This window comes from Glutamicibacter sp. MCAF14, from assembly GCF_052114325.1.
GTDB lineage: Bacteria > Actinomycetota > Actinomycetes > Actinomycetales > Micrococcaceae > Glutamicibacter > Glutamicibacter arilaitensis.
Genome location: NZ_JBFREO010000002.1, coordinates 231165 through 257255, shown reverse-complemented (window position 1 = coordinate 257255; position 26091 = coordinate 231165). Strand labels below are relative to the sequence as shown.

At 57.5% G+C, this 26091-nt stretch carries 36 protein-coding genes and 2 pseudogenes; 4 read left to right on the top strand and 34 right to left on the bottom strand.

The window, feature by feature from the left end; translation table 11 throughout:
- Positions 1 to 136: 136 nt before the first annotated feature.
- On the bottom strand, positions 137 to 1072 hold the full coding sequence (truA, locus tag AB4Y71_RS03805) for a tRNA pseudouridine(38-40) synthase TruA (protein WP_441680478.1): 936 nt from the start codon (positions 1070 to 1072) through the stop codon (positions 137 to 139).
- A 254-nt stretch (positions 1073 to 1326) separates the two neighbouring features.
- Here truA and AB4Y71_RS03800 point away from each other — a divergent pair, with 254 nt between their 5' ends.
- Together AB4Y71_RS03800 and AB4Y71_RS03795 are read left to right on the top strand one after the other, a co-directional pair.
- Complete coding sequence (locus AB4Y71_RS03800) at positions 1327 to 1767, top strand: hypothetical protein (protein WP_441718035.1); 441 nt, start codon at positions 1327 to 1329, stop codon at positions 1765 to 1767.
- A 307-nt stretch (positions 1768 to 2074) separates the two neighbouring features.
- Positions 2075 to 2515 carry a hypothetical protein gene (locus tag AB4Y71_RS03795; protein ID WP_134779735.1) on the top strand — a complete coding sequence of 147 codons (441 nt, stop codon included), beginning with the start codon at positions 2075 to 2077 and terminating at the stop codon, positions 2513 to 2515.
- 131 nt (positions 2516 to 2646) lie between these two features.
- On the opposite strand, the pseudogene rplQ reads toward AB4Y71_RS03795, so the two are convergent.
- The 18 genes and pseudogenes from rplQ to rplN all read right to left on the bottom strand — a co-directional run.
- A pseudogene (rplQ, locus tag AB4Y71_RS03790) lies at positions 2647 to 3087 on the bottom strand (50S ribosomal protein L17); the annotation flags it as partial.
- A gap of 83 nt (positions 3088 to 3170) precedes the next feature.
- Positions 3171 to 4172: a DNA-directed RNA polymerase subunit alpha gene (locus tag AB4Y71_RS03785; protein WP_013349658.1), complete on the bottom strand. Its 1002-nt coding sequence runs from the start codon at positions 4170 to 4172 to the stop codon at positions 3171 to 3173.
- 170 nt (positions 4173 to 4342) lie between these two features.
- Positions 4343 to 4744, bottom strand: a complete 402-nt coding sequence (gene rpsK / locus AB4Y71_RS03780) for a 30S ribosomal protein S11 (RefSeq protein WP_013349659.1) — start codon at positions 4742 to 4744, stop codon at positions 4343 to 4345.
- Between the two features lie 43 nt (positions 4745 to 4787).
- Complete coding sequence (gene rpsM, locus AB4Y71_RS03775) at positions 4788 to 5162, bottom strand: 30S ribosomal protein S13 (protein WP_013349660.1); 375 nt, start codon at positions 5160 to 5162, stop codon at positions 4788 to 4790.
- A 148-nt stretch (positions 5163 to 5310) separates the two neighbouring features.
- The gene (gene rpmJ, locus AB4Y71_RS03770) at positions 5311 to 5424 is read right to left on the bottom strand and encodes a 50S ribosomal protein L36 (protein WP_013349661.1); all 114 of its coding nucleotides are present in this window, start codon (positions 5422 to 5424) and stop codon (positions 5311 to 5313) included.
- Positions 5425 to 5551: 127 nt separating this feature from the next.
- Positions 5552 to 5773: a translation initiation factor IF-1 gene (gene infA, locus AB4Y71_RS03765; RefSeq protein WP_013349662.1), complete on the bottom strand. Its 222-nt coding sequence runs from the start codon at positions 5771 to 5773 to the stop codon at positions 5552 to 5554.
- Positions 5774 to 6002: 229 nt separating this feature from the next.
- Positions 6003 to 6836 carry a type I methionyl aminopeptidase gene (map, locus tag AB4Y71_RS03760; RefSeq protein WP_441718033.1) on the bottom strand — a complete coding sequence of 278 codons (834 nt, stop codon included), beginning with the start codon at positions 6834 to 6836 and terminating at the stop codon, positions 6003 to 6005.
- Positions 6837 to 6982: 146 nt separating this feature from the next.
- Complete coding sequence (locus AB4Y71_RS03755; RefSeq protein ID WP_134779732.1) at positions 6983 to 7555, bottom strand: adenylate kinase; 573 nt, start codon at positions 7553 to 7555, stop codon at positions 6983 to 6985.
- Positions 7552 to 8856, bottom strand: coding sequence for a preprotein translocase subunit SecY (gene secY / locus AB4Y71_RS03750; RefSeq protein ID WP_013349665.1), 1305 nt, complete (start codon positions 8854 to 8856; stop codon positions 7552 to 7554). The genes AB4Y71_RS03755 and secY overlap by 4 nt, the downstream gene beginning before the upstream one ends.
- A gap of 256 nt (positions 8857 to 9112) precedes the next feature.
- Positions 9113 to 9565, bottom strand: a complete 453-nt coding sequence (rplO, locus tag AB4Y71_RS03745; protein ID WP_013349666.1) for a 50S ribosomal protein L15 — start codon at positions 9563 to 9565, stop codon at positions 9113 to 9115.
- Between the two features lie 2 nt (positions 9566 to 9567).
- Entirely contained in the window at positions 9568 to 9774 is a 207-nt protein-coding gene (gene rpmD, locus AB4Y71_RS03740; protein ID WP_013349667.1) for a 50S ribosomal protein L30, read from the bottom strand.
- Positions 9775 to 9777: 3 nt separating this feature from the next.
- On the bottom strand, positions 9778 to 10455 hold the full coding sequence (gene rpsE, locus AB4Y71_RS03735) for a 30S ribosomal protein S5 (RefSeq protein ID WP_173362795.1): 678 nt from the start codon (positions 10453 to 10455) through the stop codon (positions 9778 to 9780).
- A gap of 29 nt (positions 10456 to 10484) precedes the next feature.
- Positions 10485 to 10856, bottom strand: a complete 372-nt coding sequence (gene rplR, locus AB4Y71_RS03730; RefSeq protein ID WP_013349669.1) for a 50S ribosomal protein L18 — start codon at positions 10854 to 10856, stop codon at positions 10485 to 10487.
- Between the two features lie 2 nt (positions 10857 to 10858).
- Positions 10859 to 11395 (bottom strand): 50S ribosomal protein L6, encoded by a 537-nt coding sequence (gene rplF, locus AB4Y71_RS03725; protein ID WP_441718031.1) that lies wholly within the window; start codon positions 11393 to 11395, stop codon positions 10859 to 10861.
- Between the two features lie 20 nt (positions 11396 to 11415).
- Entirely contained in the window at positions 11416 to 11814 is a 399-nt protein-coding gene (gene rpsH, locus AB4Y71_RS03720; protein ID WP_013349671.1) for a 30S ribosomal protein S8, read from the bottom strand.
- 57 nt (positions 11815 to 11871) lie between these two features.
- Positions 11872 to 12441, bottom strand: a complete 570-nt coding sequence (gene rplE / locus AB4Y71_RS03715; protein ID WP_013349672.1) for a 50S ribosomal protein L5 — start codon at positions 12439 to 12441, stop codon at positions 11872 to 11874.
- On the bottom strand, positions 12441 to 12785 hold the full coding sequence (gene rplX, locus AB4Y71_RS03710; RefSeq protein ID WP_013349673.1) for a 50S ribosomal protein L24: 345 nt from the start codon (positions 12783 to 12785) through the stop codon (positions 12441 to 12443). Before rplX ends, rplE begins: the two co-directional genes overlap by 1 nt.
- Before the next feature lie 2 nt (positions 12786 to 12787).
- A complete protein-coding gene (rplN, locus tag AB4Y71_RS03705) occupies positions 12788 to 13159 on the bottom strand; it encodes a 50S ribosomal protein L14 (protein ID WP_013349674.1) in 372 nt (123 codons plus the stop codon).
- Between the two features lie 309 nt (positions 13160 to 13468).
- Here rplN and AB4Y71_RS03700 point away from each other — a divergent pair, with 309 nt between their 5' ends.
- Entirely contained in the window at positions 13469 to 13606 is a 138-nt protein-coding gene (locus tag AB4Y71_RS03700) for a hypothetical protein (RefSeq protein ID WP_441718028.1), read from the top strand.
- A 53-nt stretch (positions 13607 to 13659) separates the two neighbouring features.
- Here AB4Y71_RS03700 and AB4Y71_RS03695 read toward each other — a convergent pair whose 3' ends face one another.
- The gene (locus AB4Y71_RS03695) at positions 13660 to 14463 is read right to left on the bottom strand and encodes an endonuclease/exonuclease/phosphatase family protein (RefSeq protein ID WP_441718025.1); all 804 of its coding nucleotides are present in this window, start codon (positions 14461 to 14463) and stop codon (positions 13660 to 13662) included.
- A gap of 241 nt (positions 14464 to 14704) precedes the next feature.
- Positions 14705 to 15207: pseudogene (locus AB4Y71_RS03690) on the bottom strand (VOC family protein).
- Positions 15208 to 15448: 241 nt separating this feature from the next.
- Between AB4Y71_RS03690 and AB4Y71_RS03685 the strand changes: the two are divergent.
- Positions 15449 to 16066 (top strand): helix-turn-helix domain-containing protein, encoded by a 618-nt coding sequence (locus AB4Y71_RS03685; RefSeq protein WP_441718022.1) that lies wholly within the window; start codon positions 15449 to 15451, stop codon positions 16064 to 16066.
- Here the strand turns inward: AB4Y71_RS03685 and AB4Y71_RS03680 are convergent.
- The 13 genes from AB4Y71_RS03680 to AB4Y71_RS03620 form a co-directional block, all read right to left on the bottom strand.
- On the bottom strand, positions 16063 to 16557 hold the full coding sequence (locus AB4Y71_RS03680; RefSeq protein WP_441718019.1) for a RidA family protein: 495 nt from the start codon (positions 16555 to 16557) through the stop codon (positions 16063 to 16065). The genes AB4Y71_RS03685 and AB4Y71_RS03680 overlap by 4 nt on opposite strands.
- A gap of 25 nt (positions 16558 to 16582) precedes the next feature.
- Positions 16583 to 16870 (bottom strand): 30S ribosomal protein S17, encoded by a 288-nt coding sequence (gene rpsQ, locus AB4Y71_RS03675; RefSeq protein WP_013349679.1) that lies wholly within the window; start codon positions 16868 to 16870, stop codon positions 16583 to 16585.
- Positions 16870 to 17133, bottom strand: a complete 264-nt coding sequence (rpmC, locus tag AB4Y71_RS03670; protein ID WP_013349680.1) for a 50S ribosomal protein L29 — start codon at positions 17131 to 17133, stop codon at positions 16870 to 16872. Before rpmC ends, rpsQ begins: the two co-directional genes overlap by 1 nt.
- A 2-nt stretch (positions 17134 to 17135) precedes the next feature.
- Complete coding sequence (gene rplP / locus AB4Y71_RS03665; RefSeq protein ID WP_131088784.1) at positions 17136 to 17552, bottom strand: 50S ribosomal protein L16; 417 nt, start codon at positions 17550 to 17552, stop codon at positions 17136 to 17138.
- Positions 17553 to 18332: a 30S ribosomal protein S3 gene (gene rpsC, locus AB4Y71_RS03660; RefSeq protein ID WP_038992194.1), complete on the bottom strand. Its 780-nt coding sequence runs from the start codon at positions 18330 to 18332 to the stop codon at positions 17553 to 17555.
- On the bottom strand, positions 18333 to 18698 hold the full coding sequence (gene rplV / locus AB4Y71_RS03655) for a 50S ribosomal protein L22 (protein WP_013349683.1): 366 nt from the start codon (positions 18696 to 18698) through the stop codon (positions 18333 to 18335). It lies immediately after the preceding gene.
- 59 nt (positions 18699 to 18757) lie between these two features.
- Positions 18758 to 19039 (bottom strand): 30S ribosomal protein S19, encoded by a 282-nt coding sequence (rpsS, locus tag AB4Y71_RS03650; RefSeq protein WP_013349684.1) that lies wholly within the window; start codon positions 19037 to 19039, stop codon positions 18758 to 18760.
- A 12-nt stretch (positions 19040 to 19051) separates the two neighbouring features.
- A complete protein-coding gene (gene rplB / locus AB4Y71_RS03645; protein WP_013349685.1) occupies positions 19052 to 19891 on the bottom strand; it encodes a 50S ribosomal protein L2 in 840 nt (279 codons plus the stop codon).
- Between the two features lie 31 nt (positions 19892 to 19922).
- Complete coding sequence (gene rplW / locus AB4Y71_RS03640) at positions 19923 to 20225, bottom strand: 50S ribosomal protein L23 (RefSeq protein WP_013349686.1); 303 nt, start codon at positions 20223 to 20225, stop codon at positions 19923 to 19925.
- Complete coding sequence (rplD, locus tag AB4Y71_RS03635; protein WP_013349687.1) at positions 20222 to 20824, bottom strand: 50S ribosomal protein L4; 603 nt, start codon at positions 20822 to 20824, stop codon at positions 20222 to 20224. Before rplD ends, rplW begins: the two co-directional genes overlap by 4 nt.
- Positions 20825 to 20828: 4 nt before the next feature.
- Positions 20829 to 21479 carry a 50S ribosomal protein L3 gene (gene rplC, locus AB4Y71_RS03630; RefSeq protein ID WP_013349688.1) on the bottom strand — a complete coding sequence of 217 codons (651 nt, stop codon included), beginning with the start codon at positions 21477 to 21479 and terminating at the stop codon, positions 20829 to 20831.
- Between the two features lie 20 nt (positions 21480 to 21499).
- Positions 21500 to 21808, bottom strand: a complete 309-nt coding sequence (rpsJ, locus tag AB4Y71_RS03625; protein ID WP_013349689.1) for a 30S ribosomal protein S10 — start codon at positions 21806 to 21808, stop codon at positions 21500 to 21502.
- 406 nt (positions 21809 to 22214) lie between these two features.
- Positions 22215 to 25991 (bottom strand): hypothetical protein, encoded by a 3777-nt coding sequence (locus AB4Y71_RS03620; protein WP_441718017.1) that lies wholly within the window; start codon positions 25989 to 25991, stop codon positions 22215 to 22217.
- Positions 25992 to 26091: the final 100 nt, after the last annotated feature.

Genomic DNA, 26091 nt, shown 5'->3' with positions numbered 1-26091 from the left:
GTCACGCTTGGGCGTGTAGTGTCGAACGTGGACATACACAACTCATAAGAGTTTAGCGGATTAAAGTGTTTCCGGCCAAAAAAGCATGTGCCTCGTGAGCAACAACACCCTTAAGATCCCGGGGATCATGGGGTGATCAGCTCCCCGCGGCAGCTTCATCTACCTCGGCCTCGGTTCGACGGGCCCGGGTCTGCAGCGCCCGTGCGGCCAGCTCTGCAGCTTCCGGATAGTAGACCTCTTCGAGAACCAGTGCACGCGGGTGCGAAAGCTTTGTCTTCGAATCGCGCACCATCAACTCAAGGCGCTCGGCGAGGAATCCTGGCTGCTCCCGGCCATCACCCACCATCATCGCTGCGCCAATCAGGGCGCGGACCATATTGTGGCAGAAGGCATCCGCCTTCAAGTGCGCTAGGACTAATCCGTCCGCTCCACGAGTGAAGGTGAATTCCTGCAGGGTGCGGATAGTGGTGGCATGGGGCCGAGGCTTGCAGTAGGTCAAGAAGTCATGCCGTCCCAGCACGCTCTGCGCTTCGCGGTTCATCGCCTCGACATCCAGCTCCTCGCGGTGCCACGTGGTCAACTGGCGGGTCAGTGGATCCCAGCGCTGCTGGCCATCGGCAATCCGGTAGGAATACCGGCGAGCCAGCGCCGAGAAGCGGGCATCAAAGCCTTCAGGAGCACGTTCTGCTTCATGGACCCATACCGCGCCATCCTGGCGTCCCAGAATCCCGTTGATGCGGCGTACCAGCGCAGGGCCCGGGGCCAGTGGCGCCTTGCGCGGCAGGCTTGTGTATTCTTCCTCGGTCAGGTCGAAGTGCACTACCTGGCGGCGTGCGTGCACTCCGGCATCGGTGCGGCCGGCAACTACGACGCGTACCTGTCGCCGGATCAGCATTTCCAAGGCTTCTTCAACCAGCTGCTGCACGCCCAAGACGTTGGGCTGTCTCGCCCACCCGCTGTATGCGGCACCGTCATATCCGAGCACCATGCGCATGCGGATCCATGCTGGTGTTTGCGTGGCCCCCAAAGCGGTGGTGCCTAGAGGATCGATGGATTCAGGGTCAGTGCTCATGGGTTCAATTATGCGTGCTGGCCCATGGTGGGAGCCAATTGGATTCAGTTCCTCTTGGCACCGCAAGGCACAGCGTTCTCGCGCTTTTCATCGGAAGATCCGAGTTAGACAGCACATGGAGACTAAATTGCGTTTTCCCCGCGACAAGAGTCACTTAATTCTTGCAATCCAGATAACTCCCACATGTAGAGTAAAGATCAGTTGCCAACACCAAACACATCCGTCGGCCCCCATCATCGCTATATGAGGAACACATGCTCAAGAAAATTGGCGTAACAGCGGCAGTAATCGCGCTTGGACTCTCAACCCTTTCCGGATGCTCGTCGGGAAAACTCTCCACTGAGGAGACTTGCGCATTGTTAGTCGACAAGGCCACGGAGTTGAGCCTCGCTGAGAAAACCGAGAGCTCCGTGCGAGCCCTGCTCGAGGGCGACGATGAGAGCTTCAAGTCGGCGATGGAGGAGGTCACTGCATTCTTGCAAGAAGCCGTAGACAAGACCGGCGACAAGAATTTGGCGGACGGGCTTCAAGTCTCTATTGACCAGAACAACCAAATGATTGAGTCCCTGACCGACGACGATCTAACTCTGATGGAGAAGATCGCGAAGAGCCAAGACACTAACACCACAGAGGACTCAGAGAAAATGGGCTACGTGAATACCGCATGCCCAGGCCTGGCGGAATTGGGCCAGTAGCGGCACTGCTGACTGGCCATTTGAAGGGTAAGCGGCTCCGCACGAATTTGTTTCAATTCGTGTGGAGCCGTTTCTTTGCACTAGCTCCAAATGCTCGCCCCCGCAGGATACCGCTTTACCGTCGGCACAAAGTGCATCAGGCCGGCAGCACCGCCTGCTGCTTCTCATCGCGTCAACAGAATTTGTTGTCCGGCATGACCACCCTTCGTCGAACCAATTTGCTCATTTCCCTTGTGTAGGCTTAAAACAATGTTGACAAGGCCATCAATGCTCACTGTCACTCGATCATCTCGACTCAAGGAATTACATGCTCAAGAAAGTTGCGGCCAGCGTCGCAGTGCTGACGCTGGCCGCCACGGTTATCACCGGTTGTTCCTCGGGAAAGCTGGATACCGAAGAAACCTGTTCATTCATCAACGACCAAGTAGCCGAGCAGAACTTGCTGCAAAAGGCCGAAGATCTCAGTGAACAGCTCATCGCCGGAGACACCAAGGATTACGCCAAGATCATTGACGAATTCAATGCGATTCTCATTGACGCGGAATCCAAGACCAAGGACAAGAAGCTTGTTGATGCCTTGAGCGCCGCTTCCGTACAGAATCGAGAAGTCTCCAAGCTCATGGCTCAGGGCAACGGTGAGAATTCCGCCGAGATCAACGAGCAACTCGCCGCTCTGGATACCGATGAAGCCTCAGAAACTACCGCCTATCTGGACGAAGCCTGCCCCAACATGGACAGTTTCAACTAGTCCGATAGCCGGATGCTGCCCTCGTGGCAGCAACTGGTTAAAGCAAAAGATTCCCGTTGGTTCCTTGCGGATCCAACGGGAATCTTTTTCACCTCGAAAGGTGATGAGCTTTAGCTCGAAGGGGCTTAGGCCTCTTCGGTCTCAGCGGCCTTCTCGGTAGCCTGGGTGGCTTCCTTGACGACGGCCTGCTTTGGCGAAACTGGCTCCATCACGAGCTCGATAACAGCCATAGGAGCGTTGTCGCCCTTGCGGTTACCGATCTTGGTGATGCGGGTGTAGCCACCCTCGCGGTTTGCCATTGCTGGTGCGATGTTCTCGAACAGTTCGTGAACGATCGACTTGTTGGTGCGCGAACGCGAAGCGATGACGGCCTGGACGCGGCGACGCGATGCCAGGTCTCCGCGCTTTGCGAAGGTGATCAAGCGCTCTGCGTGTGGACGCAGACGCTTGGCACGGGTCAGGGTGGTGGTGATCTTCTTGTTCTCGAAGAGCTGTGCCGACATGTTAGCGAAAATCAATCGCTCATGTGCTGCACTGCCGCCGAGACGCGGACCCTTGGTAGGGGTAGGCATGGTGGTTCTCCTAGATGAATAACCCGTACTGAACGAATCTTTCGTTCAGTCGGATGAAGTAGTGTGTCGCTAGACGCGGGTCTTTACAGACCTTCGTCGTATTCGTCGCCATCGTCGATGGCGCTACGAGCGGCCAGATCGAAGCCCGGAGGGGAATCCTTCAGGGCCAGACCCAGTTCAACCAGCTTGGCCTTGACTTCGTCAATGGACTTCGCACCGAAGTTGCGGATGTCCATCAAGTCAGCTTCGGAGCGGGTAACGAGTTCACCCACGGAGTGGATGCCCTCACGCTTCAAGCAGTTGTACGAACGAACGGTAAGTTCCAGATCCTCGATCGGCAGTGCCATGTCAGCAGCCATGGCTGCATCGGTTGGCGATGGACCGATTTCGATACCTTCAGCCTGAGTGTTCAGTTCGCGGAACAAACCGAACAGCTCAACCAGGGTGGTACCTGCGGATGCAACTGCATCGCGCGGGGTGATCGATTCCTTGGTCTCCACGTCAACGATCAAGCGATCGAAGTCGGTGCGCTGCTCAACACGGGTTGCTTCCACGCGGAAGGTCACCTTCAGCACTGGGGAGTAGATCGAATCAACTGGGATTCGACCGATCTCGCCATCAGCGCTCTTGTTCTGAGCGGCAGACACGTAGCCACGGCCGCGCTCAATGGTCAGTTCCATGTCGAACTTGCCATTGGCGTTGAGGGTGGCGATGTGCAGATCAGGGTTGTGGAACTCCACACCTGCTGGAGGGGTGATGTCCGCTGCAGTAACGATGCCTGGGCCCTGCTTGCGCAGGTAGGCAACGACTGGCTCGTCGTGCTCGGAAGAGACCGACAGGTTCTTGATGTTCAAGACCAGTTCGGTGACGTCTTCCTTGACACCGGCTACAGTGGTGAACTCGTGCAGTACACCGTCAATTCGAATGCTGGTGACAGAGGCACCAGGAATCGAAGAGAGCAGGGTACGGCGGAGCGAGTTACCAAGGGTGTAGCCAAAGCCTGGCTCCAGTGGTTCGATTACGAACCGGGAGCGGTTTTCAGCAACTACTTCTTCGGTCAGGGTTGGGCGCTGCGTAATGAGCACTTACATTTCCTTTCAGCGAGCGTCCGCTATATGACGCCTCACGGGGGTGGAAACGACGGTAGCCTGAGGTGGCCGTTCGTCTTTTTGCAGGCTAATAAGTCCAAGATAGTCACCGGAGCACCCGTAAGGGAATGCTTCGGTGACTTCTCAGGCTAAGCCTAGCGAATCAATTAGACGCGGCGACGCTTCGATGGGCGGCAACCGTTGTGTGCGCTTGGGGAAACATCCGAGATGGATCCAACCTCAAGGCCAGCAGCCTGCAGCGAACGGATCGCGGTTTCGCGTCCCGAGCCTGGGCCCTTGACGAAAACGTCAACCTTGCGCATGCCGTGCTCCTGAGCGCGCTTTGCAGCGGACTCAGCAGCCATCTGGGCAGCGTATGGGGTCGACTTGCGCGAACCCTTCATGCCTACCTCGCCGGCCGAAGCCCACGAGATAACAGCGCCAGTCGGATCGGTGATCGATACGATGGTGTTGTTGAAGGTGCTCTTGATATGCGCCTGTCCAAGCGCGATATTCTTTTTGTCCTTGCGACGCGGCTTACGTACCGCTCCACGAGTCTTTGGGGGCATTTCTTCTCCTACGAAAAAAGTATTTGAACTAGATCGCTAAGATTTAGCGAGTCTTCTTCTTACCGGCGACGGTACGCTTCGGGCCCTTGCGGGTACGTGCGTTGGTCTTGGTGCGCTGACCGCGGACCGGAAGGCCCTTACGGTGACGAATACCTTCGTAGGATCCGATCTCTACCTTGCGGCGAATGTCAGCCTGAACCTCGCGGCGCAGGTCACCTTCAACCTTGTAGGTGCCTTCGACGAAGTCGCGCAGCTGCACGAGCTGTTCGTCGGTGAGATCCTTCACGCGGATGTCCGGGCTGATGCCGGTCGCAGCGATGGTCTCTTCTGCACGGGTCTTGCCCACGCCGTAGATGTAAGTCAGCGCGATGATTACGCGCTTCTCGCGTGGAATGTCCACGCCTGCTAAACGAGCCAAGTGGCTACCTTTCAACGAACGGAGGTCTGGAGCAGCATCTTCCGTGACTTCTCACGGCCCCGGCCTCCGAATCCGGGGGTGAACCAGGACTTGCGTCCTGACTGATACTGCCTATTTGACTACGCGTGGGAATCCCGTAAAAACGGAATTAGCCCTGACGCTGCTTGTGGCGTGGATTTTCGCAGATCACCATGACCACGCCGTTACGACGGATCACCTTGCACTTGTCGCAGATCGGCTTCACGCTAGGGTTAACCTTCAAGGCTTTGTCCTTTTGCGGTTGCAGTTAAATGTGGAGCAGTAAAAGAGCTTTGTCCAAGAACATTCATCCAGCGGCCATCGCACTAAACCGTGCTTTGCTCGCTGGGAAAGTCTTTGAGTCTGCAGATTTACTTGTAGCGGTAAACGATACGACCTCGGTTGAGATCGTATGGGCTCATTTCAACCTGCACTCGGTCCTCTGGGAGGATTCGAATGTAGTGCTGACGCATCTTACCCGAGATAGTGGCGAGCACTACGTGTCCATTCGGCAGCTCCACGCGGAACATCGCGTTCGGCAGTGCCTCTGAAACGGTGCCCTCTACCTGGATGACGCCTTCCTTCTTGCCCATTTTCCCCGCTAACTTTTTTTGTTGGTAATTTCACCAACAAGTAATTGGTTCTGGTCCATGATCCCTGTACCGAAAACTTAGGAGTTTTAGGCGCAATTAAATCAGGAACCAACAAACAACGATACGGCATTAGCCCGCACATCGCCAATCGTTCATTGACATTTAAAATGTTAGATCCAGCACGCCACCGCTTGGTGGCCTGCTGGATCTAAGGATTTCCAGTTGGCTTCTAGCCCTGGATTGGGGATGGAGTGACGCCGAAAGGTGCTAGTCCGGCCGCTCCCCCATCATGGGCAGTCAATACCCAGATACCGCCCATGTGCACTGCAACGGTGTGCTCCCACTGCGAAGCGTTGGACTTGTCATTGGTGACTACGGTCCAGTCGTCTTCCAGCACGGAGGTCTCGATGCCGCCACGAACCAGCATTGGCTCGATGGCCAGGCACATGCCCGGCTTCACTCGCGGACCGCGGTGGCCGGGGTTGTAGTTCAGCACATCCGGGGCCATGTGCATCTGCGAGCCGATGCCGTGGCCGCAATAGTCTTCGAGGATTCCCAGTTCAGCACCTGGCTGGCTGGTCACGAAGTCATCGACGGCCTGGCCGATCTGGCCGATGAAGCGGGCATTAGCCAGGGCGGCGATGCCGGCCCACATTGCCTGCTCGGTGATATCGCTCAGGCGCTGGTCGGCGGGATCGATGTTCTCCCCCACCAGTACGGTGCGTGCCGAGTCCGAGTGCCATCCGTCGATGATGGCACCGCCATCGATCTTCAGCACGTCCCCGTCCTTAAGCACGTAGTCCGATGGGAAGCCGTGGACTACTTCGTGGTTCACCGAGGCGCAGATGTTCGCCGGGAAACCGTGGTAACCAAGGAAGTTGCTGGTGGCGTTGTGGCGTTCGAGCACCTTGCCGAAGGCCTGGTCGAGCTCTTCGGTTCGCACACCCGGACGAGCCATGGCCACTGCCTCATCCAGAGCTTCAGCCAACACCAATCCGGCCTGGCGCATCTTCAGGATCTCGGAGTTGGACTTGTACTCGATTTTCGGCTGTCCTAAAGCCAATGTGATTCCCCTGCCTCAAAGTGTGATGTCCTTGCCTGCCGCAGTTGCCCACCGGCGCAAGGTCCATCAATGCAAAAAGTGCGCAGGGACCGGGCTGCAACATCCATTGTTGCCGCACGGTCCCTGCGCGATGTAGAACTCGGTGCTTAGGCGTTGACGTTCAACGCTGCAAGAACACGTTCGGTGACTTCATCGATTGCGCCCAGGCCGTTGACCTTGCGCACGATGCCACGTTCCTCGTAGCGCTCTACGACGACGCGGGTCTCTTCGTTGTACAGGCTCAGGCGGTGGCGGATGACCTCTTCGGTGTCATCTGCGCGGCCTTCGATCTCTGCACGCTTCAGCAGGCGAGCTACCAGCTCGTCGTCATCGGCGGTCAGCTGCAGCACAGCGTCTAGGGCGATGCCCTTGTTGGCCAGCATGGCATCCAGCGCGTCAACCTGTGCGCTGGTGCGTGGGTAGCCGTCGAGCAGGAAGCCGGTTGCGACGTCGTCCTGGTTCAACCGGTCTTCGACCATGTTGTTGGTGACCGAGTCAGGTACAAAGTCTCCATTGTCAATGTACTTGCTGGCTTCGATACCCAGCGGGGTGCCGCCCTTGACGTTGGCACGGAAGATATCACCGGTCGAGATGGCAACAATGTCCAAGCGCTCGGAGATCTTTACGGCCTGGGTGCCTTTGCCGGCACCGGGTGGTCCAATAATTAGCAGTCGACTCATCGCAGAAGCCCTTCATAGTTCCGTTGCTGCATTTGAGCATTGATTTGCTTGACGGTTTCCAAACCCACACCAACCATAATCAAGATCGATGTACCGCCAAATGGGAAGCTTTGATCAGCGTTGAACAACACGAAAGCAATCAGTGGAATCAACGCCACGAACGCCAAGTACAAGGCGCCCGGGAAAGTAATACGGGAAATCACGTACTGCAGGTAGTCAGCGGTCGGACGACCAGCGCGAATACCAGGAATGAAGCCACCGTACTTCTTCATGTTGTCCGCGACCTCTTCAGGATTGAAGGTAATCGCAACATAGAAGTAGGTGAAGCCGATGATCAGCAGCGTGTAAACCAGCATGTACCACGGCGAGGAGGTCGCCGAGTGCTCCTGGAGCCACATCGCCCACTGAGGCAATGTGCCATCATCATTCTGGTTGAACTGCACAATCATCTGCGGCAGCGCCAAAATGGAACTGGCGAAGATCACTGGGATCACATTCGCCATATTCAGCTTCAACGGAATGTAGGTGGAAGTACCGCCAACGGTACGGCGGCCAACGGTGCGCTTGGCATACTGCACCGGCACACGACGCTGGGACTGCTCAACGAAGACCACCAAGGCCACAATCAGCAAGCCCACCAGCAGCACGCCGATGAAGGTCATGACACCCTGAGCCTGGAAAATCGCACCCATCGAGGATGGGAAGCCCGAAGCAATCGAGATGAAGATCAGGATGGACATGCCGTTGCCGATACCGCGCTCGGTGATCAGCTCACCCATCCACATGATCAGGCCCGTGCCTGCAGTCAAGGTGATGATCATCAGCATGATCACGATCAGCGAGTCATCCGGGACCAGCGAAAGAGTACAGCTTGGGAACAGGCTGCCAGTACGCGCGAGAGTCACCAAGGTGGTTCCCTGCAGCAGCGCCAGCGCGATGGTCAGATAACGCGTGTACTGCGTCAGCTTGGCCTGGCCGGCCTGGCCTTCCTTGTGCAAGGTCTCGAAGTGCGGGATCACCACGCGCAGCAACTGGACGATAATTGCCGCAGTAATGTACGGCATGATTCCCATTGCGAAAACTGAGACCTGCAGCAGGGCGCCGCCACTGAACAGGTTTACGAACGAATAAAGTCCACCGGTGGTTTCACCCATTGCCAGACACTGCTGAACGTTGCTGTAATCAATGCCCGGAGCGGGAATGAATACACCGACACGATAGATCGCAATGATCCCAAGCGTGAACAGCAACTTGTTGCGCAGATCAGGCGTCCGAAAAACTCGGGCTATGGCGCTGAACAAGCGTCCTCCTGAAGTATGTGCTTGAACCTGAGGAAGAGAATCTTCCCAGACCTAACGATTCTAGCGGTCTGTGAGCCAATCCTGCCAAATGCGCCACACGAAATAAGCACAAATATTTGCAGAATTGAAACTAAACCTACTAACCATCCAAGCATTTATAAGAAATCTTAGAATGTTTCGCTGTTAGAAAAGAAAAGCCCCGGTTCGCGTTGATTGCTCAACGCGAACCGGGACCATTCAAAGGCTATACCCCGTATTAGAGGGTGTTTGCCGAGCCGCCAGCAGCAGCGATCTTCTCGGAAGCGGAAGTCGAGAAGGCATCAACCTTCACGTCAACCTTAACCGTGATATCGCCGGTGCCCAGGACCTTGACAGGCTGGTTCTTGCGAACGGCGCCCTTGGCAACCAGTGCCTCGACGGTGACTTCGCCACCCTCTGGGAACAATTCCGAGATCTTGTCCAGGTTTACAACCTGGAACTCGACGCGGAATGGGTTCTTGAAGCCGCGCAGCTTTGGCAGACGCATGTGCAGCGGAAGCTGACCACCTGCGAAGCCTGCCTTCACCTGGTAACGAGCCTTGGTACCCTTGGTACCGCGACCTGCAGTCTTACCCTTGGATGCTTCACCGCGACCGACACGAGTCTTCGCAGTCTTCGCACCCTCAGCTGGGCGCAGGTGGTGAATCTTAAGTGCTTTTTCTTCAGCCATCTCTACTTCGCCTCCTCAACCTTCAGCAGGTGTGGGACCTTGTTGACCATGCCAACAGTCACAGGATCGGCGGTGCGCACAACGGTGTGACCGATGCGCTTCAGACCCAGCGAGCGAACTACGTCGCGCTGAACCTGGCTACCACCAATGATGGACTTGACCTGGGTGATTGCCAGCTTGGCGTCGCTTGGAACAATGTTCTTAGCCATTGATTAAGCACCTGCCTTCTGGGACTGGATGTGACGCAGCATTGCTGCTGGAGCAACCTCGTCCAGCGGAAGACCGCGGCGAGCTGCAACAGCTGCAGGCTCTTCCAGAGCCTTCAGTGCAGCAATGGTGCCCTGAACGATGTTGATCTGGTTCTGCGAACCCATCGACTTCGACAGGATGTCGTGGATGCCTGCGCACTCCAACACGGCGCGCACTGGACCGCCGGCGATAACACCGGTACCAGGAGCTGCTGGACGGAGCAAGACAACGCCAGCGGCGGCCTCACCCTTGACCAGGTGTGGAATGGTGGTGCCTACGCGTGGAACGCGGAAGAAGGACTTCTTAGCCTCTTCAACGCCCTTGGCGATAGCAGCAGGAACTTCCTTGGCCTTACCGTAGCCAACGCCGACCATACCGTTGCCGTCACCAACAACGACAAGTGCGGTGAAGCTGAAGCGACGACCACCCTTGACGACCTTGGAGACGCGGTTGATTGCTACAACGCGCTCAAGGAACTTGTCCTTGTCTTCGTTGCGGCTATCCTTCTGGTCACGACCACGACCGCGGCCTTCGCCACGTCCACGGCCTTCACCACGACCGCGGCCTTCGCCGCGACGGGATCCTGCGTTCTCGGTAGCGGGAGCCGATGCAGTCTCGACTGCTTCAGTAGCTTCAGACACCTGAGTTTCCTTCTTGTTAGTTGCTTCGCTCACAGTGCCAGCCCACCTTCACGTGCGCCCTCAGCAACAGCAGCCACGCGACCGTGGTACTTGTTGCCGCCGCGGTCGAAGACAACTGCTTCGATGCCAGCAGCCTTGGCGCGCTCTGCAACGAGCTGGCCAATCTGCTTGGACTTTGCGGTCTTGTCGGCATCGCTTGCGCGAAGATCTGCTTCCATGGTCGAAGCGCTGGCCAGGGTGATACCCTGCGAGTCGTCTACGATCTGTACGAAGATGTGACGAGCCGAGCGGTTGACAACCAGGCGTGGACGAACGGAGGTACCAACGATGTGCTTGCGCAAACGCTGATGACGACGACCGCGCTGAGCGGACTTGCTCTTGCCCTTGATTCCGATAGCCATGATTACTTACCAGCCTTTCCGACCTTGCGGCGGATGATCTCGCCAGCGTAGCGAATGCCCTTGCCCTTGTAAGGCTCGGTCTTGCGCAGCTTGCGGATGTTAGCGGCAACTTCACCGACGTGCTGCTTATCGATACCAGCAACGGTGATCTTGTTGTTGCCCTCGACCGAGAAGGTGATGCCGTCAACGGCAGCAACCTTCACTGGGTGCGAGTAGCCCAGAGCAAGCTCCAGCTCGGCACCCTTAGCCTGTACGCGGTAACCGGTACCGTGGATTTCGAGCTTCTTCTCGTAACCCTCGGTCACACCGATGATCATGTTGTTGATCAGGGTGCGGGTCAGACCGTGCAGCGAACGAGCCTCGCGGGAGTCGTTCGGGCGGCTGACGGTAACAGTGTTCTCGTCCTTGGCAACGGTGATAGGAGCCTTGACGGTGACCGAAAGTTCACCCTTAGGACCCTTGACGGCGACCAGCTGGCCGTCGACATTCATCTCAACGTTGGCAGGTACGGAAATCGGAAGACGTCCAATACGTGACATTGTATGTTTCCCCTTTCCCGTTACCAGACGTAGGCGAGGACTTCCCCACCCACGCCCTTCTTTGCAGCCTGACGGTCAGTAAGCAGACCGGAGGAGGTGGACAGGATAGCGATACCAAGACCACCGAGCACGTGAGGCAAGTTGGTGGACTTTGCGTATACGCGAAGACCTGGCTTGGAGATACGGCGTACGCCAGCGATCGAGCGCTCGCGCGATGGACCGTACTTCAAAGTGATAGTCAGAGTCTTGCCGACTTCAGCTGCAACTTCCTCGAACGAGGCAATGTAGCCCTGTTCCTTCAGGATGTTAGCAATGCGTACTTTAAGCTTGCTCGACGGCATCGACACAGTGTCGTGGTATGCCGAGTTAGCGTTACGCAGACGAGTCAGCATATCTGCGACTGGATCTGTCATAGACATGTGGGCTTCAGCCCTTCCTCGTTACGGTTTCCTTAGCGGACCTGTAACGTAGTGAGATTAGTTGGTGGTCTTGAATGGGAAGCCCAGAGCCTTAAGCAAGGCACGGCCTTCGTCATCAGTCTTGGCAGTGGTTACGACAGTGATGTCCATACCACGTACGCGGTCAACCTTGTCCACATCGATTTCATGGAACATCGACTGTTCGGTCAGACCGAAAGTGTAGTTGCCATTGCCATCGAACTGGCGATCGCTCAAGCCGCGGAAGTCGCGGATACGAGGCAGTGCCAGGGTGATCAGGCGGTCAACGAATTCCCACATGCGATCGTTACGCAAGGTGGTGTGGGTACCAATTGGCATGCCTTCGCGCAGCTTGAACTGTGCGATCGACTTGCGAGCCTTGGTGACCACTGGCTTCTGACCGGTAATTGCGGTCAGATCGCGTACGGCGCCTTCAATGAGCTTCGAGTCCTTGGCTGCTTCGCCAACACCCATGTTCACGACAACCTTGGTCAGGGATGGTACCTGCATTGGGTTGGCGTAGTTGAACTGCTCCTGCAAAGCAGGGCGGATGTCAGCTGCGTACTTAGCCTTCAGACGTGGCTGGATCTTGGTGGCTGCTTCAGTCATTACAGATCCTTTCCGGAAGCCTTGGCGTAACGAACGCGTACAGTCTTGGACACGCCGTTCTTTTCTACGGTTTCCTCGCGGAAGCCGACGCGGGTTGGCTTCTTGGTCTCTGGGTCAACCACTGCAACGTTGGAAACGTGCACTGGAGCCTCGACAACCTCGATGCCGCCGGTGGTCGAACCGGATTCGGTCTGACCTGCCTTGGTGTGCTTGGTGACGCGGTTAACGCCTTCAACGAGCACGCGGTTGGACTCGGTAATGACCTTCAGGACCTTGCCCTGCAAGCCACGTTCCTTGCCAGCGATGACCTGAACCAGGTCACCCTTCTTGATCTTTGCGCCCATGGTTACAGCACCTCCGGAGCCAGCGAAACGATCTTCATGAACTTCTTGTCACGAAGCTCGCGGCCCACTGGGCCGAAAATACGAGTACCACGAGGATCCGCAGCGTCACCCTTGAGGATAACTGCAGCGTTCTCATCGAACTTGATGTAGGAACCGTCTGCACGACGGATTTCCTTCTTGGTGCGAACGACGACTGCCTTTACGACGTCGCCCTTCTTCACGTTGCCGCCAGGAATTGCATCCTTGACGGTAGCGACAATGGTGTCGCCAATGCTTGCGTAGCGACGCTTCGAGCCACCGAGAACACGAATGGTAAGGATTTCCTTAGCACCGGTGTTATCGGCAACCTTAAGTCGCGACTCCTGCTGAATCACTTCTTACTCCTGTCGTCTCGCTGGTTCTCATAAATGAGCCTTGCGGAACGGATATGGTCTCCACGATACGTATCGCTTACCCCCACTGGCGCGGGCGCACCGAATGCTGATCCCAAATGCCGGCAGGGCCGAGGCGTAAAATATCGAGGCTGTACTTGCGCGGCCAAAACGGATTTGGACCGCACTGCATTATGTCGAAGGTGGATAGTCCCCGGGCATGATGCGCACAGATTCTTAAGTCTAGCCTAGAGTGGCGCGAATCCGAAATGGTGTGGTAGGAGAAAAGTGAGCGTCCTTCGTCACATCCCAATGACCGAAGAATCCCGAAAATACGGGGTTTTGGTGCTGCTCACTGCCCTGGCAGCCGGTCAGTTCAAACGGCATCAACGAGAGTTTCCCGGCTCCAGCCAGCGTTACGACGAAAATCCGGAGTCCGATTCGCAATGAGTGAAAAATATTCTCGTCCAGCCATGAGCCTAGGCACCGGCAGGCAGGACCGCTCAATGATCGAATTCACCCGTAGCGCTCACTGCCAAATGATCTGACCCATCAACAGCGTGAACGGAGAACTCTGTCACGGATGCTCCCCTGGACATGATGTGGTCAAGGCCGATCATTGCATTGAATTTTCGATCAGCCGGCCATGTTGATGCAGGCCAGATTCCATCCGCCTCGGAAAAGCCGTCGTTCGTCAGCGCACGGAACCCCGGATGAGCTCTAACCGAATTGAAGTCTCCGGCAAGTACTAGTGGATGATCCCGTTGCCCACCTGTCCAGCCATCGACCGCCTGAAGTCCATTCCTCCAACGTTGCGCATCGCCAACGGGCGGATAGATATGGATCCCGGCAACCGTGAAAATGCCGCCCGGCGACTTCACATCAACGACAGGCAAGGAATACCAACCGGTCGTCTTCGTATCAAGCTCGGTAGTGCGTTCGTGCAGTGGGTACTTCGAGAAGATCACGGTGTCTCGCTCTCCCCCGGCGGGCGCTTCCAGGCTCCGATAGCCAAGGTGGTCCAAGGCACCCCGCGTGGCCAGCTGCTGATGCAAAGGTTCGCTGGTTTCAACGAGAACCAGGATCTGCGGATCCGCAACACTGATCAATTCTGCGAGCTGTTCCGGGTCCGAGCCTGCTTTCAAGGCATTGAATGCTAAGACCGACAGATCAAAGTCGGCGCTGTCCTTCTGGATGGCAGTAGTGGCCAGGTTCAGGTTCGGTAATAGTCCGCAGAGTAGAAACACCACCACGAAACCGCAGGCGATCCACCGTCGGCGAAGCACTCCAATAATCAGCGCCAGCACGGGCAAAGCCAAGAGCATTGGCTGGAATGCCTGCAACTTGGGAATCCAGCCAGCGCCGAGAAAATCGAGATACGGAAGTGTCCCGATGGCTAGGCAAGCAAAGAGGACGCTACCCGAAATCCATCCCAGACTGAGCTTTCGGGTTGTTATCTTCATCCCCCGATCTTATTCGAAGTAGTTGAAGAATCTCTTTATACCCTCGTCCGCTCCGGTTCCCGCTGCCGTGCCACCTCCTAGTCCGCTACTGCTGTGAAGCCCACAGGGCCACCCGTCGGGAGCTTTCTTCGGTAGACAGGTCTTCGATCCGGCTCATGATGGACCAGCGGACTCCAAAAGGATCCACGATCGAGGCAAACCGGTCCCCTGAGACGAAGTTCCCCAATGGTTCACGAATGCTAGCACCGGCAGCTTCAGCCTTGGCTACAACCGTATCGGCGTTCTCGCAGTAGTACCCCAAGGAGTAGCAGGCGTTCGGCGCATCTGGCGGTCTGACCAGCCCATAGGCTGGGGAAGGTACCCGATCTGTAACCGGCCACTGCCGAAATCAACTTCGGCGTGCACCACCAGTCCACCCATTTCAGTGGAGTCAAGCACCTTTGCACCGAACACTTCCTCGTAGAATTCCAAGGCCGCACGGGCATTGGGCACAGCGAGGAACGGTGTCAGGCTGCTGAATCCATGAGGGACACCGGCGGTAGTGTGCTTTCCGGTTACGCCGCCGGTCAATTCATCTCGTTTTTCCATGTCCCTGGGCTATGTCCATATGGCAGGCTGGCTCTTGTAAATATGCGACTACAATTATTGGCGGTAGGTCATGGATTCAGCGCCGGATCCCCACGGCATTCTCTACCCGGCCCGACTGCCGTCAATCGAGCGCCATTTCCCGGGCACGCACGTCAAAGAATTGGTCTCTTGGTTTTAGCTTGTGGATTGGGATATCTTGCCCGGGCGCACCTCACGGCAAGACCTCCTGTCATTTCCCCAAATGAATTTGGTGGTTCAGCCCGAGGGCGTCACGCTTTCCGGGCCTGCCAGCGGAGCTTCTCACCGCGACCTATCGGGGACCAGTTGGGCCGTCGCTGCATTGCTGCTGCCAGCAGCCGCGCAGGGATTGAGTGTTGACCCATCGCAGTTACTGGATCAAGTAGAGCGGTTCGATGCCCGGCAGCTGTTGTCCGCGATAAGCAAGATCAAGACAGAGTCCAATCACCAGAGCCCGGGAACAGCCTGTGTCAAGGTTTTCAGCTCGTGGATCAGCGCTACTCTTCCATCGGCCACTAGCGCCGGCCATCAAGCCAATGAGCTGCTCGACGCTGTAGCAACAGACCGCGGGATCGTGAAAGTGTCCCAGCTAGCTCACCGCTTATCGCTGAGCACACGCAGCGTACAACGCATTTCAGAAAGGCATTTGGGCATGAGTCCGCTGGCGCTCATTCGCCACTACCGATTGCAGGAAGCCGCTTATTGGCTGCGTGAAGATCCAGCAGCGTCTATCACTGGCATCGCGGCGACACTGGGCTATACGGATCAAGCCCATCTTGCCGCCGACTTCCAAAAAGTTCTCGGGTACTCCCCCAGCGCTTATCGCAAGGGCAGCGGCTAATCTGCCAGCCTTGCAGTCACGGCACTGATTTCAATCAACGCGCCAGGCACCCCCAACTGCGTGATGAAAGCAGCGGTCACCAGCGGCGGGGAATCAGAAGCCAGCTGCGGTCCAATAACCCCATAGACGCTATTGATATCGGTGCCGTCCACCAGCAGCACGTTCCACTGCAGAACATCTTCAAAACCTGCTCCTGCGGCAGCCAAGACAAGCTTGGCATTGCCCAGGGCTTTGGCTGCTTGCACTGCAGCGTCTTCGCGACCGATCAGCTGCCCGGCTTCATCTACGGCGTTCTGCCCGCCGAGATAGATGGTGGTGGCACCGGGCGGGACGATCGCTACATGGCTGAACGCCGGCGAGCTGACCAGCCTTGCGGGGCGCGCAGCTTCTTGATCTGTTCCTAGCTCCAGTGTTGCACTTGCGCCACTGGTTTTAAATGCAGAAATGCCCCGAATTCTTCTTTCGAAAAGTTCGGGGCATTCTTCAATCACGAGATCCGTGAAATCGCGGGGAAGCTTACTTAGCCTTCTCTACGATCTCAACGAGACGCCAGCGCTTGTCAGCGGACAGCGGGCGGGTCTCAGCGATTACAACCAAGTCGCCGATGCCGGCTTCGTTGTTCTCGTCGTGAGCCTTCACGTTCTTGTTGCGACGCATGACCTTGCCGTAGAGGGCGTGCTTTACACGGTCCTCAACGTCAACGACGATGGTCTTCTGCATCTTGTCAGATACCACGTAACCACGGAGGGTCTTGCGGTCGTTACGCTCGGTAGCGTTATCCACACCGTTCTCCTTCTCGCTCATTACTTGGAATCCTTCTTGGTTTCTTCAACCGGAACAACGACATCCTGTCGAATGCCCAGCTCGCGCTCGCGCAGCACAGTGTAAATGCGTGCGATGTCGCGCTTGATGGACTTCAGGTTACCGTGTGCATCCAACTGGCCGGTGGCCGACTGGAAACGCAGGTTGAACAGTTCTGCCTTGGCCTTCTTCAATTCCTCGTTCAAACGAGCGGTATCGAAGCCGTCCAGGGACTCAATGCTAAGGTCTTTCGAGCCGATAGACATCCCTATTCACCACCTTCACGACGCACGATGCGTGCCTTCATTGGCAGCTTGTGGATTGCAAGTCGCAATGCCTCTTTAGCTACCTCTTCACTGACGCCACCGAGTTCAAACATGACTCGTCCTGGCTTGACGTTGGCGACCCACCACTCCGGCGAACCCTTACCGGAACCCATACGGGTTTCGGCAGGCTTCTTGGTAAGCGGACGGTCTGGGTAGATGTTGATCCAGACCTTACCGCCACGCTTGATGTAACGGGTCATGGCGATACGAGCGGCTTCGATCTGACGGTTAGTCACGTAAGCCGGGGTCAACGCCTGAATGCCGTACTCACCGAACGAAACGGTGGTACCGCCCTTAGCAGCACCCGAACGCTTTGGGTGGTGCTGCTTGCGGAACTTCACACGACGTGGGATAAGCATTTAAGCCTGTCCTCCTTCCGCAGCCGGAGCTGCAGCGCCCTTGCGATCGTTACGACGACGGCGTTCGCCGCCACGTGGACGATCGTTGCCGCCGCGGCCGCCACGAGCTGGAGCAGCAGCCTGCTGTGCAGCCAGTTCCTTGGCGGTGACGTCACCCTTGTAGATCCAAACCTTTACGCCGATACGGCCGAAGGTGGTCTTGGCTTCGAACTTGCCGAAGTCGATGTTCGCGCGCAGGGTGTGCAGTGGCACACGGCCTTCGCGGTAGAACTCCTTGCGGGACATTTCTGCGCCGCCAAGTCGACCGGAGCACTGAACGCGGATGCCCTTGGCACCAGCGCGCATTGCCGACTGCATTGCCTTCTTCATCGCACGGCGGAAAGCCACGCGGGAAGCAAGCTGCTCGGCGATGCCCTGGGCGACCAGCATGGCCTCCATGTCAGGGTTCTTGACCTCGAGGATGTTCAGCTGAACCTGCTTCTTGGTGAGCTTTTCCAGCTCGCCACGAATACGGTCAGCTTCTGCGCCGCGACGACCGATTACGATACCTGGACGTGCAGTGTGGATATCCACACGTACGCGGTCACGGGTACGTTCGATCTCTACGCGAGCGATGCCAGCGCGATCCATGCCGTTAGACAGCAGGGCGCGGATCTGGACATCTTCCTTCACGTAGTCAGCGTAACGCTGGCCTGGCTTGCTGGAATCAGCGAACCAGTGGGATACGTGATCGGTGGTGATGCCGAGACGGAAACCGTTCGGGTTAATCTTCTGTCCCATTTAGTTCTCCCCACCCTTCTGCGTGGTTGAAACAACCACAGTCACGTGGCTGGTGCGCTTCTTGATCTGGAATGCGCGACCCTGTGCACGCGGCTGGAACCGCTTCATGGTCGGACCTTCGTCAACAAACGCTTCGCTGATAAACAGCTCGTCCTCATTGAATGCTTCACCTGCGCGGTCCGCGGCGGCACGGGCGTTAGCCACTGCCGATGCGACAACCTTGTATACCGGCTCCGAAGCTGCCTGTGGGGCAAACTTCAAGATGGCCAGTGCTTCGTTGGTCTGCAGACCACGAACAAGGTTGACGACGCGCCGGGCCTTCATAGGCGTTACGCGGATGTGACGCGCAATTGCCTTGGCTTCCATTGCTATCCTTCTCTCGTCTATCGAAGAAGTGCTAAGCGATACTAGTACCCTTGCGGGGCCTAGCGGCGCTTGCCCTTCTTGTCGTCCTTCACGTGGCCACGGAACGTACGGGTTGGAGCAAACTCTCCGAGCTTGTGACCAACCATGGATTCGGTTACGAACACAGGGATGTGCTTGCGACCGTCATGTACGGCGATGGTGTGTCCCAGCATGTCCGGGATGATCATCGAACGGCGGGACCACGTCTTGATGACGTTCTTGGTGCCCTTATCGTTTTCAGCAACGACCTTTAGGAACAGGTGCTGATCGACGAAGGGGCCTTTCTTCAGGCTGCGTGGCATGTTTCCAGGCTCCTATCGCTTGTTCTTGCCGGTCTTGCGACGACGCACAATGAGCTTGTCGCTTTCCTTATTTGGACGACGGGTGCGTCCCTCACGCTTACCGTTCGGGTTGACCGGGTGACGACCACCGGAGGTCTTGCCCTCACCGCCACCATGTGGGTGGTCAACTGGGTTCATGACAACGCCACGAACGGTTGGGCGTACGCCCTTCCAGCGCATACGGCCGGCCTTGCCCCAGTTGATGTTGATCTGCTCAGCATTGCCAACTTCGCCGATGGTTGCGCGGCAGCGCACATCAACGTTGCGGATTTCGCCCGAAGGCAAACGCAGCTGAGCGAAGCGGCCCTCACGGGCTACCAGCTGGATCGAAGCACCTGCGGAACGAGCCATCTTAGCGCCGCCGCCTGGGCGGAGCTCCACAGCGTGAATCACGGAACCAACCGGGATGTTACGCAGTGGCAGGTTGTTACCTGGCTTGATGTCAGCGTTTGCGCCGGCCTCAACCTGGTCACCCTGCTTGAGGTTGTTCGGTGCGATGATGTAGCGCTTGGTGCCGTCCACGTAGTGGAGCAGAGCGATACGAGCGGTACGGTTCGGGTCGTACTCAATGTGAGCGACCTTTGCCGGAACGCCGTCCTTATCGTGACGACGGAAGTCGATAACACGGTAAGCGCGCTTGTGTCCGCCACCCTTGTGACGGGTGGTGATCTTACCGGTGTTGTTACGGCCGCCTGACTTGGTCAGGGGACGAACCAACGACTTTTCCGGAGTCGATCGGGTGATTTCTGCGAAGTCGGCTACCGACGAGCCGCGAAGGCCCGGGGTAGTCGGCTTGTACTTACGAATTCCCATTATTAATATTCCTCGTTAAAGTGGTCTCCGCTTAGGAAAGCGGACCGCCGAAGATGTCAATCGAGCCGTCCTTCAAGGTGATGATGGCGCGCTTGGTGCTCTTGCGCGATCCCCACCCGAAGCGGGTGCGCTTGCGCTTACCAGCTCGGTTGATGGTGTTTACGGAGTCAACCTTGACGTTGAAGATAGCTTCAACGGCGTACTTGATTTCCGACTTATTGGAGCTTGGTGCCACCTCGAAGGTGTACTGACCTTGGTCGATCAGACCGTAGCTCTTTTCCGAAACGACAGGTGCGATGACCACGTCGTGTGGAGCCTTTGAGAACGCGCTCACTTGGCTTCCTCCTTCTGGACCAGGGCATCGAAGGCAGCCTTGGTGAAGACTACGTCATCCGAAACCAGAACATCGTAGGTGTTCAGCTGGTCGACGTACAGAACGTGCACATTGACGAGGTTGCGAACCGAAAGGGCTGCAACATCGTTGGCGCGATCGATGACGACAAGCAGGTTCTTGCGTTCGGTAACCGAGCGCAAGGTAGCCAGAGCATCCTTGGTCGAAGGCTTGTCGCCAGCAACCAAGTTCTCAATCACGTGAACGCGATCGAAGCGTGCGCGATCAGACAGGGCGCCGCGCAGTGCAGCAGCCTTCATCTTCTTCGGGGTACGCTGCGAGTAATCACGTGGGGTTGGACCGTGGACAATGCCACCGCCGGTCATGTGTGGAGCACGGATCGAACCCTGACGGGCGCGGCCGGTACCCTTCTGCTTGAACGGCTTGCGACCTGCACCGGAAACTTCCGAGCGGTCCTTGGTCTTGTGGGTACCCTGGCGGGCAGCAGCAAGCTGTGCAACGACAACCTGGTGCAGCAGCGGGACGTTGGTCTGTACGTCGAAGATCTCTGCAGGCAGTTCGACGTTAAGTGCCTTAGTCATTTACTTATGCTCCCTTCACGGCGTTGCGTACGAGAACGACGCGGCCGCGGGCGCCTGGAACGGCACCCTTGATCAGCAGGAGGTTCTTCTCAGCGTCGATAGCGTGAATGGTCAGGTTCTGAGTGGTAACACGCTCAGCACCCATGCGACCAGCCATCTTCTGTCCACGGAAAACGCGACCTGGGGTCGATGCGCCGCCGATGGAACCTGGCTTGCGGTGGTTCTTGTGAGCACCGTGCGATGCGCCAACACCGTGGAAGTTGTGACGCTTCATAACGCCGGCGAAGCCCTTACCCTTGGAGGTGCCAACGACGTCGACCTTCTGGCCGGCTTCGAAGACCTCTACGGAAAGTTCCTGGCCTGCGGTGTACTCAGCAGCGTCTGCGGTGCGCAGTTCTACCAAGTGGCGACGTGGGGTGACGCCTGCAGCCTCGAAGTGACCAGCCAGTGGCTTGGTGACCTTGCGAGGATCGATCTGGCCGTAGCCGATCTGAACTGCGGTGTAGCCATCGCGCTCTTCGTTGATGAGCTTGGTGACAACGTTGCTATCAGCCTGCACGACGGTGACAGGAATCAGGTTGTTGTTCGAATCCCAAACCTGGGTCATGCCGAGCTTCGTGCCCAACAGGCCCTTGAAATTACGGGTTGCGGTCATAGTTTTCTCGCCACCTCCCCTTAAAGCTTGATTTCGATGTTGACATCCGCTGGCAGGTCGAGACGCATCAGCGAATCAACAGCCTTCGGGGTCGGATCAACGATGTCGATCAGACGCTTGTGCGTGCGCATTTCGAAGTGCTCACGGCTGTCCTTGTACTTGTGTGGCGAACGGATAACGCAGTACACGTTCTTCTCCGTTGGCAGCGGCACTGGGCCGACTACGGTTGCGCCTGCGCGCGTGACCGTCTCAACGATCTTCCGGGCCGAAACGTCAATGACCTCGTGGTCATACGACTTCAGCCGGATGCGGATTTTCTGTCCCGCCATGGCGTCATGCCTCTTTCTGTTAGCACTATCTAAAATTTCTGTGCCTATATACGGGTCTTTGCAGACCGGCACGCCTTGCTCTGCGACTGAATCCGAATCAGATCCGGGTTCCTCACTCGCAGGAGGCTCCGACCCCCGCGCTCGGGCGTGTCGTGAAATTTTCAGTCACAACACTCCCACAAAGTTTTCACTTTATCGAAGGGCCTTATAGTTTGAAGCAGTTGTATCGATCCCGAACCCCAGGCATTATCCTGCGTGAGAGTCGATCCCGGTCGTTCAAACCAGATCCGGTTACCCCATAAATGGGGACCGGGTTGCACTCAAGCAACTTATCTAGTCTGACAGGTCGGCAACGATCGCGCAAATCTTTTATGCCTATCTGCGCCCGTGATCTTGACCTCACACACTAGCGCGGGCCATCGCCTTCGGGTCCCTGCGCCGGCGGCACGACCGGTGCCTGCGGTTCTCGGATCTGCTCAGGTAGCGAATTCTGCTTGTCCACCTTCACCAGCTTGAACACGGCCGCCGCAATCAAGCCCATGCCGATGATCACCAGCCAGAGGAAAGCCAGATCACGCAGGAACCAGAGGATCGATAGCGTGATAGCTATGGCACCCCACCAGATCAGCAGCCTCTCCCCCAGCTTCAACCCCCACGCCACCAAGGCACCGAAGAAGACCAAGCCAATAATCTGTGCGACAGAATTGGATTCGACCAGTGCGGTGAGCAAGGTGAGGCTGCCTGCCACCGAAGCGGCCAGCAGGTAGTACTTTTCCAACCGCGCATCGGCTTTGATATTGCGCCACAGAACCAGCAGCACCGTGACGATGCAGGCATAGGCTGCCATATTGCTGGCTTGCGGGGTGCCCAGAATCTGCGCGTAGCTGGTCAATGCCAGCAACGCGGCCAAGACAATGTACCCGTCAACCGCATAGGTAACCAGGTGCTGGCCCAATTCAAAGTAGCGCACCAGCAAGGCCACACCGAAGATCACCACGGCCCCGCCGATAATGAACCAGTTCTGACCGCCCGTTGCGTGCGCAATACCGCCGGCCAGCAGCAATGCCAGAAGCATCGCCAGGATGTAGATCCGCGAGGCTCCGCCGGCTGCGTCATCATGGCGGTAGCCAAATTCTGGATATTTCGGTTCCGGATCCTTCATCCGCCCATGGAAGATCGACAGCAGATACAAGGCTATGCCCGTGCCCAGCAGCGACCACACGACATCCATGGATTCAAGCCTCCAAGCACCGCCAGCTTGGCGCAGCTCAAACACCGCGCGCAAGATCGCCGTACCCAGAGTCAGGCTGGCCGCCGCAGCGTACCAAGCGCTGTGCCGGGTATGCACCATCAAGATCAACGCAACGGTTGCCAGCAGCCAGGCGCCCACTGCCCACCAGGTTCCTTCCTGCCAAATGGCGGCCACAGTAGCCGGCAGGAAGATCGCTGTGCCCACGGCTATCGAATACTTGGGATTCCCACGCAAACGCCATTCGCTGATCACCGCGACCAGGCTCATGACCAGCAAGATGGCGCAAGCTACCTCGGCGCTCCACCACGATGAGCGAATCCATCCGGATTCAGCCCAGAGACTCGTAGCTGGGATGCAAGAGATCAAAACCAGCGAGAGGACGGGAGCTATCAGGTAGAACTGCCGGCTGATCTTATCCAAGGCGGAATCAGCCTTGAACGCGGCCAGTCCATGCAGCCCGAAGAACAAGGTGGCCAGCAGCACCGCTCCGCGGTCAAAGCCGATGATCTGCCCATAGGCCAGCGTGGCTAGCGGAATGCCGCCAAGCAGCCCAATGGCTATGAAGCGCAATTCCTTGCGCAAAGCCTTGGCGCTGCGGATGCTGATGGCCAAGCGGACAAGCTGTGGGATTCCCAGCGATACCAGCAGCAGGCTGAAGCGTCCGTGGATATCGAATTCAAGGCTGGTGGCGAACCACCAGACCATGGAGCTGAAGAGTACCTGGGCCGCAGCGGCATTAATGATCTTCCAATGCTGGTCCATGCTCCTGCGCAAGTTGAACAGTACGTAGCCCAGGGAAATCAGTCCGACAACGACGGACAGCACCCAGAAATCTTCGCCGAAGCTCAACGCGTACAGTGCGCCGATCAGGCCCAGTGCCGAGGCATCAACGACATTTTGCAGCGGCGCGTTTTGATCCGGTAGTCCGGTGAGCCGCCAGCCAGAAGCAATAACCACGCCGAGGCTGAGCAGCAGGCAGATCATGAACCAGATCAGCGTGCTCTGTCCCAGGAACAGCACGCGTTCATAGTTGGGCAACACCTCGTTTGGGACTGCTGATCGCAGGCGCAGAGTCAGCGACAGCACCACCGCGATCAGTGCCGAAGCACCTACACGCGCCATACGGTGAACTAAATATGTGCCCGGGGCCAGGAAAGACCGCTGGGCCAGGCTGGCCGCCCACCAGATCAGATTTACGAGCAGCGCCGCAATCACAATCGATGGGCCTATCGAACCCGAGTACCACGGCGCGGTCAGTTCGCTCACCGCGGCGCCCAGCACCCCGGCACCAACCAGCCCCAGCGCCCAACGGGTATGGCCCAAGACCAATCGATGCACTGATTTCGCGCGGTGGTGAGCCAAGGACAGTCCGAGTAATGCCACAGCGAATGCAGGCAATGGACTCCAGGTATGCTCTTTCCAATTCACCAGCGCCAGCAGTGGCAGTACCGCCAAGACTCCTGCTTCCAGCTTAGTGCTGCGCAACAGCCCTGGAAGGCTCAGCGCCATGAACAGTGGCAGCACGACATAGCGGAGGATGGATTCTTCATTAGTCGGCGCCAAGGCAAAAGCGGCAGTCATCGCCAAGATGCCCAAGCCCCACAGCACAGCGCGTTCTATCCGCACCACATCTGCCCGCAAACCCAATGCTTGCCGGTATCCGCTGGCATAGAGCAGTACCGCGACCGCTTGGATGCCGAAGGCGAAGGCGATAACCAGCCAGGTGGTGGTACCGGAGAAGTCCAGATAGTGGCACCCGGCGGCGAGCATCAGCATGAAGCTGGCCCGTGCTGCGTAGAAGCGCACTAGCCGCAAGTTGGCCAGCAACCTGACGCTCAGCAGCAGTTGGGCGGTGAGCAGGGCGAAGATCCAGAACACGTCCCGGCTGGTCAGCGGCTCGAAGAGGATCAGAGTCAGGGCGAAGACGAAGGCTGGCAGCAGCTGGGCTGTACCGAACAGCGCCTGGAAGAAAATTGACCGGCGCACCCTTGGGCTGCGTACCGCCAAGATCATCAGGATAATCGACAGGACCAGCAGGATCAGCATGTAGTAGAGCACGCCGCGCTGCATGGCCGCGGCGCTGGCCATTGCGGTACTGACCAATATCAGCACGGCAACCCAGGCCAAGACGCGGGATTTGAATCTCAATGTTGCATAGCCCACTGCCACGGTACCGATAGCCGAGAAGACCAGCCAGGTAGCCGGTCCAGACAGACCGGTGGTGGTGTAGGTAGCGATGGCGCACAGCGGCAGCAGCGCCAATCCGGTTCCGGCAAAGGCCGCGCCGGCTGGACGCAAGGATGGCTTGAGCGCGTAGGTGAGCAGTCCCCCGCCGTAAAAGGCGGCAGTGAGCAAAAAGAAGGCGATGAGCTTGGAAAGCGGTGGCAGGGCGAAGCTCAGGAACAGTGCTCCCGCGGCGACAATCATCAGGGCTGCTACGTACAACGTGATGTTGATATTGCGCAGTTCGCGTTCGCGCTTTGTCAGCACCTTAATTGGCTTGGCTGGCGCCGCCAGGGCTACAGGGGAGGCGATCGGCTGAGCGAAGGGGGCGGAGCTGGGAGCGGATGGCTGCAGATATGGCTGGGCCGGTGCCGGTTGTTGAGCAGGCTGGTGCGGCACCGCCGGTCCATAGCTGGGGGCCGGTGCGCTCGGTCCACTGGGTGCAGCCGCATGCCAGTTAGCTTCGGGAGTTGCCGGCTCGGGGGTGGTGGGTTCGGAAGGTGCCCGGGCGAGTGGGCGCCCGGTTACGGCGGCATTCTTGCCCAGGTAGTTCAGCGCATCGTCGTAGCCCTTTTGCCATGCTTGCTGCAGGGCATCGAGGTGCCGCTCATTGCGGGATTCGGCGCGTTTGCCTTGGCGTCGTCCAAGGGAGAACGCCAGCAGAATCAAGATGATGGTGATGATGACCCAGCCGGTCATGACGTTCACTCCCCCGGTTATTGAATTGGCGTGCCCTCCAATTAGACCACCTTATTGATATATTCACTAGCTGACGCACTTTTTTAACGAAAGAATCCCCCAGCACCGA